Here is a 14,330-nt window from a genome sequence, read left to right as displayed (position 1 = left end):
CGCGAAGGGGTCAGCGGGCGGCGAGCGCGCGGGCGTCGGCCGCCAGGGCGGCGCCGTCGATGCCGCGCTTGGCGATGTCCTGGCGCCATTCGGCTTCGACCGGCGCCGCGGCGGCGCGCATCGCCTCGTAATCCGCGGGATTCTGGTTCTGGATGGTGCCGTCGTCCCTGGCGACCAGGGCGCGGGTGTCGGCGGTCACACGGTCCCAGACCTGGCCGAAGCTCTCGACCAGCGCCGGGCCGCTGTTGCGGTCGATCACCGCCTTCAGGTCGGCCGGCAGCGACTGGTAGCGCTCCCTGTTCATCAGCAGCGCTAGGACCGTGGTGGAATAGTAGGGCTGGCCGGCCGGCGGCTGGGTGTGGAACCTGGTCACTTCCTGCAGTTTGGTCGGCGTCACCACCTCCCAGGCACCCATGGCGCCATCGACGATCCCCTTTGAGATCGCTTCCGTCACCTGGGCGGGCGGCATGTTGACGGGGGTGGCGCCCAGCGCGGTCAGCAGCTTGGAAACCATGCGGGTGGAGGCGCGCAGCTTCTGCCCCTTCAGGCTGTCCACCGCGGCGATGGGCTTGCCGGCGGTGTGGAAGGCGACGCCGCCGTCGACATGGACCGCCAGCACCTTGTAGGCGGCGAACTCCTCCACCGCGTGGCGCTGGTAGAAGTCCCAGGCCGCCCGGCTGCCCGACAGCCCGTCGCGCACGACGAAGGGCAGTTCCATCGTCTCGATGACCGGGAAGCGACCGGCCGAATAGCCGGGGGCGGTCCAGACGATGTCGGCAACGCCGTTCTTCGCCAGATCGACCAGCTGCGCCGGCGTGCCGCCGAGCTGCATCGCCGGATAGAACTGGCAGGTGATGCGTCCGCCCGACTGCTCGCCCAGGGCCTTGCACCAGGGTTCCATCACCTGCTTCTGCGCCGGCGCACCCGGCGGCAGGAAATGCGTGATCTTCAGCGAGACGCCGTCCGCGGCGGTCGCAGGGTTGGAGACGGCAAGCGGCAGCAGCGTGGCCAGGGCGAGCGCCGCCGGCCGGATCGTTTTCAGCATGGGGTTTCCTCCACCGATGCGCGGGGGACTGGGCGGCCCGAAGGGGCCGCCCGTCCTCTTGTCGGCGCGTTGTTCATTGATGGTGCGTGATGCTGTTAACGAGTTAAACATTAACATGTTAAACAGTCAAGTGCGATGTGCGTCGCTTGGCACGCCGGCCGCGTCGGAAGATCAATCCATTGACGGGTAGAGGCCGCGGGTGCCCGCCATCAGCCGGGTCAGGCCGAGAAGGGCGTCGAGGTTGGGGGTCGCCTGTCCCAGCCGCCCGGCGATCTCCTTCACCGCCCCCAGCAGCGCGTCGATCTCCAGCGGCTTGCCGGCTTCGGCATCCTGGAGCATCGACGTCTTGAAGGCGCCGAGCCGGCGGGTCACCGCATTGCGGTCCTCGCCGCTCTGCTCGATCGGGCAACCGATGAGGCGGCCCAGCTCGGCCGCCTCGGCCATCACCGACAGGCAGAAGCCGCTGACCAGCGGATCGTCGAGAATCCGGTCGCAGGTGGCGCCGGTCAGCGCCGACACCGGATTCATCGTCATGTTGCCCCACAGCTTGTACCAGATGTCGGTCTGGATCCGCGGGGAGGACTGGACCTCGAACCCCGCCGCGGTCAGGCAGTCCCACAGCCTGCCGAGGCGGGGCGACAGGCTACCGTCCGGTTCGCCGACGATCAGCCGGTTGCCGAAACCGTGGCGCACCAGACCCGGTTCGGCGACCGAGCAGGTTGCATGGACGACGCAGCCGACGACCGCCTCATCGGCGATGGCGGCGGCGATCCGCCGGCCGGGATCGACGCTGTCCAACGGCATCCCGGCGAGCGGTCCACCGAAGCGGCGGAAGAACCACCAGGGCACGCCGTTCATCGCCGGCAGAACCATGGTCTCCGTCCCGATAAGGGGCGCCAGCGACGGGGCGAGGCCGGGCAGCGACTGTCCCTTCACGGCGATGACGACGAGATCCTGCGGTCCCAGCGCCATCAGGTCATCGGCCACCCGGACGGACCCCGTGACCTCCCCATCCGCGGTGGCGAGCCTCCAGGGACCGGTGCGCAGGGCGTCGGCGGTGGCGCCGCGCGCCAGGACCGACACGTCGCAGCCGGCCTGGGCCAGACGGATGCCGATGAGGCCGCCGATGGCGCCGGCCCCGATGATGCAGGTCTTCATCGACGTCCCGTCTCCGTTGCTCGGGTTATCCTGATGATGACTATCGGCGGCGCCGCAGCGTTTCCGATGGCGTCTCGCCGTAGCGGCGGCGGTAGTCGCCGGCGAAGCGTCCGAAATTGCCGAAGCCCCAGCGCAGGGCGATATCGGCCACGCCCCCGGTTCCAGCGCCCCCGGCTCGCGTGCTCCCGGCTTTTGGGCCTTGCAGCAGATCGTCCCGCGCGGCGGCCATGCGGATGTCCCGCAACTGCTGCATCGGGGACAGGTCGCGGAAATTGCGGAAGCCGGCGGTCAGGGTCCGGATGCTGACGCCCGCCGCCTCGGCGATCTCCGCCAGGGTCAGCGGCTCCCCGGCGTTGGCGCGCATGAACTCCTCGGCCGCCCTGACATGGCGCGGGGACGGGGCGGCGGGTGTGCCCGCCATCTGCCCCGCCCCGCTATGCTCATGCCCGGTCAGCAGCATCAGCATCGCGGTCTCCTCCAGCTGTCTGCGGAGAAGGTCGGGCAGAGCCGGGGCCGGATCAGGTCCGGCGGAGGGTGCGGTACAGGACAGCACCATCCGGACCACCGACTGCCAGCGGGCGTGCATGGCGGTTCCCGGCCGGATGCAGGGGGCGAATTCCAGCGGCCGGACAGGGGGGGTGCCGACCAGCCGTTCATACAGGCCGTCCAGCGCCGCAGTGCCGAGGCGGAGATGGAGCCGCTCGCTGTCGGCGCTGAAGCGCTTCCTCACCGGCGATCTTGCGGAATCGACCACTATCAATCCCGGTCCGCCGCTGAAGCTCCGCCCCTGCGTGTCGATCTCGGACCAGCCGCTGACCTGCGTCGTCACCAGGATGAAGCGGCCGGTCGGTATCTGAGACAGTTCCACCCCGGTGTTGAAACGCAGCAGGGCCATGCCTCCCGACCAGCCGACCCGCAGCCGCATGCGGAAATCGCGCGGCGGTCCGATCACCCGCATCCGGTGCGGGGTGTAGTTGCGGAACAGACGCTCCGAGGCGCAGTCGGGGTCGCTGGTGATCCAGTCTTCCCCCTGGTCGCCGGCTTGAGTTGCCAAGGCCCGTTCAGCCTCCAGCCCCAGCAGCCGGGCTTCGGTGGCCGACCGGCTCGTTTCGTCCCGACCGCATCCGCTCATTGTTCGCAACCCCCCTTGTGGAGCATGCGAACAATGAAGCGATTAACATGTTAATCAGTCAAGGTCCTTGGAGCGGGTTCCTTGGACTTTGTCCGTCACGACCGGTAGGTCGGGTCGATGCGGTCGATGATGCGGGTGAGTGCCGAGAAGGCATCTTCGCCGGCCCCATATTTAGGATCGAAATTCAGACTGTCGGCGACGCATTTCTCCAGAACCGCCACCGGGATTTGCCGTGCCCGGCCCATAGAATGGGTGGCCATCTGGATCTCGCACGCGCGGTTGACCAGCCACATCAGCGAGAAGGCCTGGGCCAGCGTGGATCCTACCACCACCGGGCCGTGATTGCGCAGCAGCAGGACCGGCTTGTCGCCGGCGCTGGCCAGGATGCGCCGCCCTTCGTCGAGATGGACGGTGATCCCCTCGAATTCATGGTAGGCGATCTTGCCGTACAGCTGGGCGGCGTAGAAGTTGGTGAAGGCCAGCCCGTCCTCCAGGCAGCAGACCGCCTGCGTCTGGGTGGTATGGACATGCATCACGCAGTGGGCGTCCGGCAGGGCCGCATGGATGGCGCCGTGGAAGGTGAAGCCGGCCGGATTGATCGGCCAGTCAGAATGGCCGACAATGGTTCCGTCCACATCGACCTTCACGAGGTTAGAGGCGCGGACCTCCGAATAATGCAGGCCGAACGGGTTGATGAGGAAGTGGCCGGGTTCGTCCGGAACCCGGAGCGAGATGTGGTTGTAGATCAGTTCCGACCAGCCGAGATGGTCGAAGATGCGGTAGGCCGCGGCCAGCTTGACGCGGGCCTGCCATTCGGCCGGGCTGAAACGGGCGGGCTGTTCGAAATAGCGGGGGGCGGTGCTCATGTCCGGTCTCGTTGTTCATGGTTGGTGGTGCGCCGAAATCGGTGGGGCCGTCAGTGCGGCTGCGAGGCCAGCTGACGGGCCGCAGCGGCGAGGGAGGCCGCGTCGATGCCCTTGGCCGATGCCTGGGCGATCCATTCGGTGGTGACCGGCTCCAGCTTCTTCAGCGCCTCGTCATAGGCGCTGCGCGACAGCACGGTGACCGACTGCCCCTGTGCCTTCACTCTGTCGCGCGTCGTGGCGATGGTGGCGTCCCAGGCCCGCCCGAAGCGCTCGACCAGGACCATGCCGCTGTTCTTCTCAAGGATCGCCTGCAAGTCCGCCGGCATGGCGTCGAAGCTCTTCCTGTTCATCAGCAGGGCCAGGACGGTGGCGCCCAGGACGGGCTCGTCGGGTGAGGTTTCCAGATGGAAGCGGGTGACCTCGTCCAGCTTGGTCGGGCCGATCACCTCCCAGACCGCGGACGCACCGTCGACCACGCCCTTGGAGATGGCCTCGGTCATCTGGGCGGGCGGCATCGCGACCGGGGTGGCGCCAAGCTCCGTTAGGGTGCGGGCGATGGTGCGGTTCGGCGCGCGCAGCTTCAATCCGGCGAAATCGGCCGCCTTGGCAACCGGTTTGTTCGCGGTGTGGACGGTCATGCCGCCGTCGGCATGCAGGGCGAGCAGCTTGTAGGCGGCGTATTCGTCCTGGAGATGCGCCTGGTAGAAGGTCCAGATCGCCCGCCCGCCCGCGAGGCCACCGACCGGAAGCATGCCGGGAAGCTCCAGCACTTCGGTCTTGGGGAAGCGCCCGGCGGAATAGCCGGGAGCCGTCCAGACGATGTCCGCCACGCCGTTGCGTGCGAGATCGACCAGTTGGGCCGCCGTGCCGCCCAATTGCAGTGCGGGATAGAACTGGCAACGGATGCGGCCACCGGACTCCCGGCCGAGATCGTCGCACCACGGCTCCAGAACCTGCCTTTGCACCTGCGCCACGCCGGGCAGGAAATGCGCGATCTTCAGCGTCACCGTGTCGGCCGCCTGGGTGGTGGCCGACACCATGAGTCCTGTTGCAAATACGATTGCGGACGTGAACTTGCGCGGATTGCTCATCCCCTGACCCTCCCGTTTGCTTGGCTTTTCTGTCCGCCGGTGGTGTTCACGACGGTGTTCGCGCAGGGTAGGCGGGGTTCGCGTCTTGCTCTATCCGCGTCGGGCAGGCGCTGTCCGGAACAGGCGGAAATCGGCGGCGGGCGAAGCACCGGGAGGTGGGGTGGTCGGGGTCGTGCAGGAAGCCGAACAGATGGCGGAGTTGGCCCGACATCCGCAGCAGGTTCCTGTCTTAGAACGCCTAACAGAACCATCTCTGGACGAAACGCCAGCAGATGAGGCCGGCGGCGATATGGGGGAAGGCGGTTAAGATATCGGCGCGCCGTTCATAGCGGACGGCGATGCGGCGGAACCGCGCAAACCAGGCGAGTGTCCGCTCGACCACCCATCGGTGTCGGCCAAGGCGCTCACTGCTCTCGATGCCACGCCGGGCGATGCGTGGAACGATCCCCCGCCGACGCAGCGCCTGCCGGCAGTGGGCGAAGTCGTAGCCCTTGTTGGCGTGCAGCTTGGCCGGTCGGCGCCGTGGCCGGCCCGCACATTGGCGGATTGCCGGCACGGCATCGACCAGCGGCTCCAGAAACTTGCTGTCATGCCGGTTGGCCGGCGAAATCCTCAGGGCGAGGGGGATGCCATTGGCATCGACGAGGATATGGCGCTTGGAGCCCGGTTTGCCGCGGTCTGTCGGGTTCGGCCCGGTCTCCTCGCCCCCCTTTTTGCTGGAACGCTGGCGCTGTCCACCGCAGCGCGATCCCAGTTGATGGCGTTGGCGTAGCCAAGCCGGTCGAGCAGCACGCGATGCAGCCGCTCCCAGACGCCGGCTTGCTGCCAGTCGTGCAGTCGGCGCCAACAGGTCATGCCCGAACCGCACTCCATCTCCACCGGCAGCAGTTCCCAAGGAATGCCGGTGCGGAGCACAAACAGGATGCCGGTCAGCGCGGCGCGGTTGTCCAGCCGAGGCCGCCCGCCCTTCGGCTTGGGCGGCTCTGGCGGGAGCAATGGTTCAATCAGCGCCCAAAGGGCGTCGGATACCAGAGGGGAAGCCATACACCTCTCAACAGATCAAACGCCGTTTTATTAGGTGCTCTTATCGGCGAGTTGATGGTGGCGCACGCCGAGCAGCGCGGCGGCGTCGGCATCGTCATCAACGGAGCGATCCGTGACGCGGCGACTCTGCGGGAAGGCCGCGTCCCGATCTTCGCCGCTGGCGTCACCCATCGCGGTCCCTACAAGGACGGCCCCGGCGAGATCAACGTGCCGATTTCCATCGACGGCATGATCATCACTCCCGGCGACCTGATGCTCGGCGACGACGACGGCCTCGTCTGCGTCCCGCTCTCGGATGCGGAGGCGATCTACGCCGGGACCAAGAAGAAGCACGACGTCGAAACCGCCCAGATGGATGCGATCCGGGCAGGGCGCAACGATCGATCGGTCCTGGGTCGATGACGGTGGCTACCGCCTCGATGCGGAGGTGATGCGGCTCGCCGCCTGCTATCAGCATGCCCTCGGCCTTGCCAACCATGTGACGCCCGTGTTGGAGCAGCTGGCGCGCTCGACCGGGGAGACCGCCTCCTTCTCCACGAGGCGCGGTGAACAGCGGTTCTGCCTGTTCCGCGTCGAGAGAGCCAACCCGATCCTCATGCCGCCGCATTGGCAACCCCGGTGTTCTGGCCGGGCGGCGGCCTCCTCGGCGCTCTGGCCATATCCGGGCCGGTCACCCGGCTGACCGCGGACTATGCCGAAGAAATCCGGCTGGAATTGAATGCCGCTGGCGATGAGCTGACGAAAGCCTGTGGGGGGTAATATCTCGGTATTGTGTGATGCAATGAACGATGCGATTTGAGGTTCCGCCGTCCGGCATGGTCAATCGTTCTCCGGCGGCACCGGGATCATGGAGCGGAGCTGGTCCTTGGCGTCCTCGTCACTCAGCGCCGGGGTGGCGTTGGGATCGTCCGGCGGCTCCATCACATGGACGAAGGACGGCACCGCCAGCGTTATGCCTAGCACCACCGCCTGGGCGGCCAGATAGGGCGCCAGCGCGCGGATCAGCCCGCGCATCATGTCGCCGGCCCCGGCGGCGCTGCGCACCATCATCACCGCATAGCCGAGCGGCGGAATCAGGAAGCTGACCTGAAGCGTCAGCAGCACCAGCACCGACACCCAGACGGCATCGGGCACCCGAACCAGCAAAGGCGGCATCAGCACCGGGATGACGACGAAGATGATCTCGAAGGCGTCCAGCACGAAGGCGCAGGCCGCGATCATCGCCATGACGCCCAGCGTCGCCCCGGCCGCCCCGCCGGGCAGGGCGGCGACCAGCCCGTCGAGCAGGCGGTCGGTGCCGAAGCCGCGGAACACCAGGGTGAAGCTGGTGGCGCCGACGAACAGGGCGAACAGGGCGCCGGTCACCGCCATGGTGTCGTGCAGCACCGCCTCCATCGCGTCGCGGTCCAGCGAGCGGCTGGCAAGCCCGAAGACCAGCAACGTCACCGCCCCCATCGCCGCCGCCTCGACCGCATAGATGTACCCTGCGGCGACCGCCGCCAGCAGCCCGCCGACGAACAGCAGCGTCGCCACCGCCGTCACCCAGCCGGCGATGCCCAGCGGCGGCTCGGCGGCGAGCGTTTGCGTTTCCACGGTCTCAGGAGCCGGTTGGCGCCGGCCGCTCCACCAGGACAGGATCAGGCACAGCAGAAGGAACAGGGCGGCCGGGGCCAGCGCGCCACGGAAGACGTCCTGGGTGTTGATGACGCGGACCATCTGCCCGGCGACGCGGCCGACGGTGTTCGCGGCTTCGGTGTGGGCGCGCATCATCGCGTCGCCCAGCAGGATCAGCACCAGCGACGGCGGGACGACAACCCCCAGCGTGCTCGCCACGCACACCACGGCCAACCCCTTGCCGGCAGGCACTCCATGGGCGCGCAGGCGGGGCAGAACCACCCGCGACAAGGTGGCGACGCTGGCCGCGACCGACCCGTTCATCGGCGCCAGCAGTGCTCCCAGCCCCATGGCGGCCACGAGCGGACCGGACCGGTGCCCGCCCGTCGCCGCCGTTCCGGCGCGGAACAGGATGCCCGCCAGCGGCAGGCGGTTGAGCAGCGCGCCCATCAGCACGTAGAGCGGCAGCGCCTGGAGCAGGTCGTTTTCCAAAAGCCCGACGAGGCGCGGCGCCAGCGCCACGAGCAGCCCCCCGTCCAGTCCGCCGGTCGCCACCCCCACCGTTGCGGCGGACAGCGACACGCCGATCAGCACCACCCAGGCCGGCAGGCCGGTCGTCAGCAGCGCCGCGACCAGCACCAGCATCACCAGGCCGGCAGCCTCCATGCTCAATGTCTCCCTCGGGCGATGTCGAGCAGGGCCTGGGCCAGGCACAGCAGGGCCATCAGCCAGGCACCGGCCTTCACGACGAAATAGCCGGGGTTGAAGGTGTCGGGAAAGGTTTCCAGTTGCAGGACGGAGCGGGACATCATCCCCCAGCCGGTGACCAGGATGAACAGCGACCAGGGAAGCCGCACCAGGAGGGCGCCCAGCATGTTCATCCGTGCCCGCAACGCCTTCGGCAGCCGGTGCCCCAGGCTGTCGGCGGCGAGATGCGTGCCGGCCCGCGTGGCATAGGGCACGGCCATCGAGACGTAGAGCGCGAACAGCCACTGCGCCAGATCGTTGGCCTCGCGCGAATAGGCCTGCAACAGGTCGCGCAGCGGCCATTGCAGGAACAGCAGCAGGGTGACGGCGAAGACCAGCCAGCGCCCGGCCCCGACGATCCGGCCGAGCAGCCGGTCGGCGTGGAACAGCAGGGAGCCGGGTGGGAAGGGCGGCGGGTGGTCTCCAGGTGTCATCGCATCCGCATGGCTGGTGGCGCAAGGCAGGACAATTCGTGCCGCGCACTGTTTTATAAGGAGTGAATTTATATCAAATACCCGACTCCGATTCGGATTCCTCCAAGGCGAGGCACAGGATTCCCGCCAGGATCGCAGCGGCGCCGACGATCTGCGGCCAGCCGATGGCCTCATGGAACAGCAGGGCGGCCAGCGGCATCACCGCCACCACCTCCAGATGCGACGCGGCGAAGGCGGGGCCGATGGGCGCATGCTTGAGCAGCGACATCCAGGTGACGAAGGCGCCGAGATAGCCGAGAAAGGCCAGATAGAGCACCGGCTCCGCCAGCACCCGCAGGATCCAGTCGGCGTCGGGCGACATCGGCAGGGCGGCAAGCGCCGCCGCCTTGAAGCTGAGCTGCCCCATCGCGTCGAAGCCGAGCAGGCACAGGAAGCCAAGGGCGATTGCGCGGCGCATCAGCTTCCCGCCCCCACTGCGGTCACCCCAGCGGCAATCAGCAGGATTCCGGCGAAGCGCAGGCGGGTGATCCGCTCGCCGAACAGCAGCCGTCCGGCGACCATCACCAGCACGATGTTGATGGAACCAAGCAGCACCCCGGTGGACAGCGGCACCAGCGACAGGAAGGCGAGCCATGCGAAGAACTCGACGACGAAGCAGCCGATCCCGGCCCACAGCCAGGGACCGGACGCCATTCCCCGCCAGCGCGCCCAGCCATCGCCGGGATGGGCGGCGGCGGCCTTGAAGGACAGCTGCCCCAGCGTGTCGCAGAGCATGTTCACCAGCCAGGCGATCACGGCGAGACCGGTCATGGACGGAACCTCACAGGCAACATTCTCATGGCGTGAAGACCAGGAACAGGCCGCTGGACAGCTGGCTGCTGCGGCCCCCGTCCCGCAGGATCGGGGAGTTGGAGGCGCTGCCGAGCATCCGGCCCCAGCTGGCGAAGCCCCGGACCGACCAGCGGTCGATCAGCGTCACCGCGCCATTGGCTTCCAGTCCCGCCAAATCGACGCCGGCATGCGGGCTGAAGGCGTCGAGGCCGGTCGCCGCCGCCTGCCCGGCATCGACGCCGAAATTCCGTTGCAGGTAGGACTGGTTGGCCGCCTTGACGAAGGGACCCAGGGAAAAGCCCTGCTGCGCCGCCGGATCGCCCAGCGGAAGCGACAGGGCGGCATGGGCTTCCAGAACGGCACCGCGCCGGCCGTGCCTGACCTCTTCCGTCCCGATCAGATCGAGCGAGAGTGGGCCGCTTTCGACCGTCGCGAAACCGCCCAGTTCGGCGGTGTCGGACAGTCCGTTCAGACCGCGCAGCCGGGCCGGCAGGGACCGGCTGGACCGTCCCGGCTGGTATCGGGCGATGGCGCCCAGGCTGAGGACGCCCTCATGCAGGACCGTCACCCGGACGCCGTCGAGCGAGTCGATGGCGAGGCTTTGGCCGAACTCCGCACTGACATAGGGCGCCGCCGACCAGTCGGTGCGGGTGGCCCCCGGATAGGCGGGCTGGGCGACCACCCCGGCGCCGAGCGCCAGGGTGGAACCGCCCGCCGCCGGCCCCGCGGCGGCGCTGTCGGCGAGCGCCACCGTGGGTGTGCCGGCCGCCACTCCGGTCAACGCGGCGGCGGCCAGGGCGCAGGCTGTCAGCCGTCTCACGCGACCATCATCTCGGTGAGCGTTTCACGGGCGGCCGCCAGCGTCCGGTCGACATCCTCCTCGCTGTGGGCGAAGGAGACGAACAGGTTCTCGTAGGCGCCGGGATGGAACAGCACGCCGCGGCCCAGCATCCCTTCCCACCAGCGGCGGAAGGCGTCATGGTCGGCATGGCGGACTGCATCGCGGTAGTTGCGGATCGGCTTGTCGGCGAACCACAGCTGGAAGACCGGGCCAAGGCCGACGACATGGGCGGGGATGCGCAGGTCGCGGACCAGCCGGTCCAGCCCTTCGCGCAGCCGGTCGGAGACGGCATGGAGCCTCTCGTACATGCCCGGCTTCGCCAGCTCGTCCAACGTGGCGTTGGCGGCGGAAACCGCGATCATGTTGGCGTTGTAGGTCCCGGCGATCGACACGGTGCCGTTTTCGACCAGCGCCATCACGTCGCGCCGCCCGCCCATCGCCGCCACCGGGAAGCCGCCGCCCAGCCCCTTGGCGAAGACCGACAGGTCGGGGGTGATGCCGTAATGGCTCTGGGCGCCGCCCCGCGCGATGCGGAAGCCGGTGATGACCTCGTCGAGGATCATCAGGACGCCATGCTTGTGCGTCAGCTCGCGCATCGCCTCCAGATAACCCGGCTCCGGCAGGATGCAGCCGGTGTTGCACATGATCGGCTCGCTCAGCACGGCGGCGATCTGGTCGCCCTCCCGTTCCAGCGTGCTGCGCAGCGCCTCCACGTCGTTCCACGGCAGGATGATCAGGGAGTCGCCGACGCCGCGCGGCAGCCCCGGACCCTGCGGCACCGCCACCGGCGCGTCGTCGCGGCCGGCGGTCTCCAGCTTGGGATGCTTGCTCCAGTAAACCCCGTCGGAGAAGCCGTGATACATCCCCTCGAAGCGGATCAGCTTTTGGCGACCGGTGAAGGCGCGGGCGAGACGGACGGCATAGAGCACCGCCTCCGTCCCGGTGTTGCACAGCCGGACCCGCTCCAGGCCCGGCACGGCGGCGACGATCTTCTGGGCCAGCGTGATCTCGTCGGCGCTGGGCAGGGCGAAGACGGTGCCGCGCTGTTCGATGCACTCGACCACGGCCCTGGTGACGGCGGGCGGCCGGTGGCCGAGCAGCATCGGCCCGAGCCCCAGGAGATAGTCGATGTACTCGTTGCCGTCCGCGTCGGTCACGCGCGACCCGGTTCCCCGCTCCACGAACAGGGGATAGGGATCCCAGCCGGACCAGGTGGCGCGTGCCGTGCTGTTGACACCGCCCGGGATCAGGCTGCGGGCCTGCTCGAACAGGGCCGCGCTCCGTCGGGTGCGGTCCGGCTGCTGATAGCTTGACGTCATCGAAAGACTGCCTGCTGTGGCCAATTGATGGTTCGCCGGAAGAGACCGGCCAGCCTTCCTCTGCATCCAGCGTTCCACCTTGACCGCCACCGTCGCAGCGGACGGCGCCGACCGCCGACCGCAGCAACGTCGGATGCCCTCGATCCCTTGCGGTGCAAGGACCGCAGGGGTTCTGGCCGCCCTGCCGTATCAACTATGTCCGGTAACGGACCGCGACGCCTTGCCAGTGGCCAGGATCATCAAAACGCGGGGGAAGCTACAAAATTTGTAGCTCGCGTTCCGGCGGGAGGCGGATGCCCGGTGACGCGAAGCCAGTGCTTCCGGCCATCTCCCGCTGGCGGCTCGCTCGTGGCCCGCCGCTTGCTATCGGGAGGGTTGGCGACGCCGGCCCACCGCCCGGCGTGCGGACAACGGAACACCATCGCCTTGCACCAGCCGATCACCCTGTTCATCGACTTCGATGGCACGATTTCCCGCGAGGACACCACCGACCTGATCCTGCAACGTTTCGCCGATCCCGCTTGGGAGGCGGTGGAGGAGGCCTGGGCGCGTGGCGAGATCGGTTCACGCGACTGCATGGCCCGGCAGGTCGCGCTGCTGCGCGCACTTCCGGCCGATCTTGACGGGTTCGCCGGCGGAATCGAGGTCGATCCGGATTTTCCCGCCTTCATGGCGCTGTGCCGCCGGCACGGGATTGCGGTGACCGTCCTGTCGGACGGGCTGGACCGGGTGGCGCGCAGCGTTCTGCGCCGGCTGGAGTTCGATGTGCCGGTCCTGTCCAACCGTCTGCGCTGGCAGGGCGACGACCGCTGGCAGCTGGAGTTTCCCCATGCCCGGCCTGACTGCGCGAGTGCCGCCGGGAACTGCAAGTGCAGCCGCTTCTCTGTTCCTCCGGGCAAGGCTGCGGATGGTCGTGTCGCCGCGCTCATCGGGGACGGGCGTTCCGATTTCTGCGCGGCGGAGCAAGCGGACGCGGTGTTCGCGAAGGGAAAGCTTGCGCACCATTGCCGGGAGACCGGCATCCCCCACACCGCTTTTTCGGGCTTCGGCGACCTTGCCCCGCGTTTCGAGGACTGGTTGGACCGGGTCCGTCCCGTGGCCACCGGCGAGGTGCGGAATGGACTTCGCCACCGTGCCTGACTTGCCTCTCGACCGTATGGAATGCGATGCCGGAACAGCGCCGGTGCGCTCCCTGCTGATCGATCTGGACGGTTCGCTCACCGCCCAGCCCGGCATGCAACGGCGTCTGGCCGGTCGATCGATGACGCGGATCGACGCGCGCGACCTTGCGTCCCGGCTGCGCATCGTCGCGGGAAAGGCGGCGCTGTCCAGCCTGCGGGAGCGGATCGCCGGGGCCTGTCCGATGGCGGACCCGATCGCCGACCCGATCGCCCATGGCCTGCCGCCGCTTATCTTCTACGGGTCAGGCGATTTCCATCATCTTGCAACGCTTTTCCTGGAGATGTTGTCCGGTCCCGTCCTGGTGCTGCACATCGACAACCATCCCGACTGGACCGGCTGGCCCGCCACCTGGAACTGCGGAGCCTGGGTCAATCGGGCCTTGGAGCTGCCGTCCGTGCACCGGGTCGTCACCATCGGCCCGGCCAGCGACGATTTCGTCCGCCCGCAATTGGCCTTCGCCAATCTGGAGGCGATCCGCCAGGGCAGGCTGGAGGTTCATCCCTGGCGCGCGGCGCCGAGCCGCCTGTGGGGTCGGCCGGTGGAGGGGCCGGGCTGTACGACCCGCGACGGGCGCATCGTCTGGGACTGCCTGGAAGGGAAACCCTGGGACGAGGTGATGAAGGGGTTTGACGCCCGGCTTCCGCTTCTGCCGCTGTGGATCTCGCTCGACAAGGATGCGCTGATCCCGGCGGAGGCGGTCACGAACTGGGACCAGGGCGGCCTGACGCTGGATGCGGTGCTGGCGCTGGTGTGGCGGCTGGCCGAACGCCGGCGGATTCTCGGGATGGACGTCTGCGGCGATTATTCGCGCCCCGTCTTCTCCGATCCTTTCCGCACCCTGCTGTCGGCGACGGACCGGCCGCGTCTGCCGGAACCCGATGCCCGCGTCACGGCGGCGGTCAACGACACCACCAACCTGCGGATCATGCAGGCCGCCGACGAGATGGCGGCAATGGGGCTTTGGACATCATGACGGCGGACCGGACGATCTTTTTGCAAGGGGCGGGCATCGGCCGAAATCGTCCG

The 14,330-nt window shown here is 68.4% G+C and carries 15 protein-coding genes; 3 read left to right on the top strand and 12 right to left on the bottom strand.

Features of this window, described 5'->3' with window-relative positions:
- Nucleotides 1-10 precede the first annotated feature (10 nt).
- The 6 genes from E6C72_RS14780 to E6C72_RS14755 all read right to left on the bottom strand — a co-directional run bounded on the left by E6C72_RS14780 (nucleotide 11) and on the right by E6C72_RS14755 (nucleotide 6,336).
- The gene (locus E6C72_RS14780) at nucleotides 11-1,045 is read right to left on the bottom strand and encodes a TRAP transporter substrate-binding protein (RefSeq protein ID WP_109083953.1); all 1,035 of its coding nucleotides are present in this window, start codon (nucleotides 1,043-1,045) and stop codon (nucleotides 11-13) included.
- A gap of 171 nt (nucleotides 1,046-1,216) precedes the next feature.
- Nucleotides 1,217-2,203 (bottom strand): 2-dehydropantoate 2-reductase, encoded by a 987-nt coding sequence (locus E6C72_RS14775; RefSeq protein ID WP_109083954.1) that lies wholly within the window; start codon nucleotides 2,201-2,203, stop codon nucleotides 1,217-1,219.
- A gap of 40 nt (nucleotides 2,204-2,243) precedes the next feature.
- Nucleotides 2,244-3,335, bottom strand: a complete 1,092-nt coding sequence (locus E6C72_RS14770) for an AraC family transcriptional regulator (protein WP_109083955.1) — start codon at nucleotides 3,333-3,335, stop codon at nucleotides 2,244-2,246.
- A 95-nt stretch (nucleotides 3,336-3,430) separates the two neighbouring features.
- On the bottom strand, nucleotides 3,431-4,201 hold the full coding sequence (locus E6C72_RS14765; protein WP_109083956.1) for a class II aldolase/adducin family protein: 771 nt from the start codon (nucleotides 4,199-4,201) through the stop codon (nucleotides 3,431-3,433).
- 50 nt (nucleotides 4,202-4,251) lie between these two features.
- On the bottom strand, nucleotides 4,252-5,241 hold the full coding sequence (locus E6C72_RS14760; protein WP_109083957.1) for a TRAP transporter substrate-binding protein: 990 nt from the start codon (nucleotides 5,239-5,241) through the stop codon (nucleotides 4,252-4,254).
- 289 nt (nucleotides 5,242-5,530) lie between these two features.
- Nucleotides 5,531-6,336 (bottom strand): IS5 family transposase gene (locus tag E6C72_RS14755; protein ID WP_109083958.1). Its coding sequence is split into 2 segments (ribosomal slippage): nucleotides 5,531-6,009 and nucleotides 6,009-6,336, totalling 807 coding nucleotides; the frame shifts between segments, so codons are not numbered across the junction.
- 54 nt (nucleotides 6,337-6,390) lie between these two features.
- On the opposite strand from E6C72_RS14755, the gene E6C72_RS14750 reads away from it, so the two are divergent.
- Complete coding sequence (locus E6C72_RS14750) at nucleotides 6,391-6,738, top strand: hypothetical protein (RefSeq protein ID WP_247875453.1); 348 nt, start codon at nucleotides 6,391-6,393, stop codon at nucleotides 6,736-6,738.
- Nucleotides 6,739-7,155: 417 nt separating this feature from the next.
- On the opposite strand, the gene E6C72_RS14740 is transcribed toward E6C72_RS14750, so the two are convergent.
- From E6C72_RS14740 to E6C72_RS14715, 6 genes are all read right to left on the bottom strand, one after another.
- Nucleotides 7,156-8,616 carry a TRAP transporter large permease subunit gene (locus E6C72_RS14740; protein WP_109083959.1) on the bottom strand — a complete coding sequence of 487 codons (1,461 nt, stop codon included), beginning with the start codon at nucleotides 8,614-8,616 and terminating at the stop codon, nucleotides 7,156-7,158.
- A gap of 2 nt (nucleotides 8,617-8,618) precedes the next feature.
- The gene (locus E6C72_RS14735; RefSeq protein WP_247875454.1) at nucleotides 8,619-9,131 is read right to left on the bottom strand and encodes a TRAP transporter small permease subunit; all 513 of its coding nucleotides are present in this window, start codon (nucleotides 9,129-9,131) and stop codon (nucleotides 8,619-8,621) included.
- 73 nt (nucleotides 9,132-9,204) lie between these two features.
- Nucleotides 9,205-9,588, bottom strand: a complete 384-nt coding sequence (locus tag E6C72_RS14730; protein WP_109083960.1) for an EamA family transporter — start codon at nucleotides 9,586-9,588, stop codon at nucleotides 9,205-9,207.
- Nucleotides 9,588-9,941, bottom strand: coding sequence for an EamA family transporter (locus E6C72_RS14725; RefSeq protein WP_109083961.1), 354 nt, complete (start codon nucleotides 9,939-9,941; stop codon nucleotides 9,588-9,590). The genes E6C72_RS14730 and E6C72_RS14725 overlap by 1 nt, the downstream gene beginning before the upstream one ends.
- Before the next feature lie 25 nt (nucleotides 9,942-9,966).
- Entirely contained in the window at nucleotides 9,967-10,782 is an 816-nt protein-coding gene (locus tag E6C72_RS14720) for a MipA/OmpV family protein (protein WP_247875455.1), read from the bottom strand.
- On the bottom strand, nucleotides 10,779-12,122 hold the full coding sequence (locus E6C72_RS14715) for an aspartate aminotransferase family protein (RefSeq protein WP_109083962.1): 1,344 nt from the start codon (nucleotides 12,120-12,122) through the stop codon (nucleotides 10,779-10,781). The genes E6C72_RS14720 and E6C72_RS14715 overlap by 4 nt, the downstream gene beginning before the upstream one ends.
- Before the next feature lie 426 nt (nucleotides 12,123-12,548).
- Here E6C72_RS14715 and E6C72_RS31780 point away from each other — a divergent pair, with 426 nt between their 5' ends.
- Both E6C72_RS31780 and E6C72_RS14705 read left to right on the top strand, forming a co-directional pair.
- Nucleotides 12,549-13,262, top strand: a complete 714-nt coding sequence (locus tag E6C72_RS31780) for an HAD-IB family phosphatase (RefSeq protein WP_158280097.1) — start codon at nucleotides 12,549-12,551, stop codon at nucleotides 13,260-13,262.
- Nucleotides 13,240-14,277 (top strand): hypothetical protein, encoded by a 1,038-nt coding sequence (locus E6C72_RS14705; RefSeq protein ID WP_247875456.1) that lies wholly within the window; start codon nucleotides 13,240-13,242, stop codon nucleotides 14,275-14,277. Before E6C72_RS31780 ends, E6C72_RS14705 begins: the two co-directional genes overlap by 23 nt.
- Nucleotides 14,278-14,330: the final 53 nt, after the last annotated feature.

This window comes from Azospirillum sp. TSH100, from assembly GCF_004923295.1.
In the GTDB taxonomy this organism is placed as follows: Bacteria; Pseudomonadota; Alphaproteobacteria; order Azospirillales; family Azospirillaceae; genus Azospirillum.
Note: the sequence above shows the minus strand (reverse complement) of the source record. Positions and strands in the feature narration are given on the sequence as shown.

Bases quoted from the DNA above. Each gene is read 5' to 3' on its own strand.
- E6C72_RS14780 (WP_109083953.1), bottom strand. From the start codon at position 1,045: ATGCTGAAAACGATCCGGCCGGCGGCGCTCGCCCTGGCCACGCTGCTG.
- E6C72_RS14775 (WP_109083954.1), bottom strand. From the start codon at position 2,203: ATGAAGACCTGCATCATCGGGGCCGGCGCCATCGGCGGCCTCATCGGC.
- E6C72_RS14770 (WP_109083955.1), bottom strand. From the start codon at position 3,335: ATGAGCGGATGCGGTCGGGACGAAACGAGCCGGTCGGCCACCGAAGCC.
- E6C72_RS14765 (WP_109083956.1), bottom strand. From the start codon at position 4,201: ATGAGCACCGCCCCCCGCTATTTCGAACAGCCCGCCCGTTTCAGCCCG.
- E6C72_RS14760 (WP_109083957.1), bottom strand. From the start codon at position 5,241: ATGGTGTCGGCCACCACCCAGGCGGCCGACACGGTGACGCTGAAGATC.
- E6C72_RS14750 (WP_247875453.1), top strand. From the start codon at position 6,391: ATGGTGGCGCACGCCGAGCAGCGCGGCGGCGTCGGCATCGTCATCAAC.
- E6C72_RS14740 (WP_109083959.1), bottom strand. From the start codon at position 8,616: ATGGAGGCTGCCGGCCTGGTGATGCTGGTGCTGGTCGCGGCGCTGCTG.
- E6C72_RS14735 (WP_247875454.1), bottom strand. From the start codon at position 9,131: ATGACACCTGGAGACCACCCGCCGCCCTTCCCACCCGGCTCCCTGCTG.
- E6C72_RS14730 (WP_109083960.1), bottom strand. From the start codon at position 9,588: ATGCGCCGCGCAATCGCCCTTGGCTTCCTGTGCCTGCTCGGCTTCGAC.
- E6C72_RS14725 (WP_109083961.1), bottom strand. From the start codon at position 9,941: ATGACCGGTCTCGCCGTGATCGCCTGGCTGGTGAACATGCTCTGCGAC.
- E6C72_RS14715 (WP_109083962.1), bottom strand. From the start codon at position 12,122: ATGACGTCAAGCTATCAGCAGCCGGACCGCACCCGACGGAGCGCGGCC.
- E6C72_RS14705 (WP_247875456.1), top strand. From the start codon at position 13,240: ATGGACTTCGCCACCGTGCCTGACTTGCCTCTCGACCGTATGGAATGC.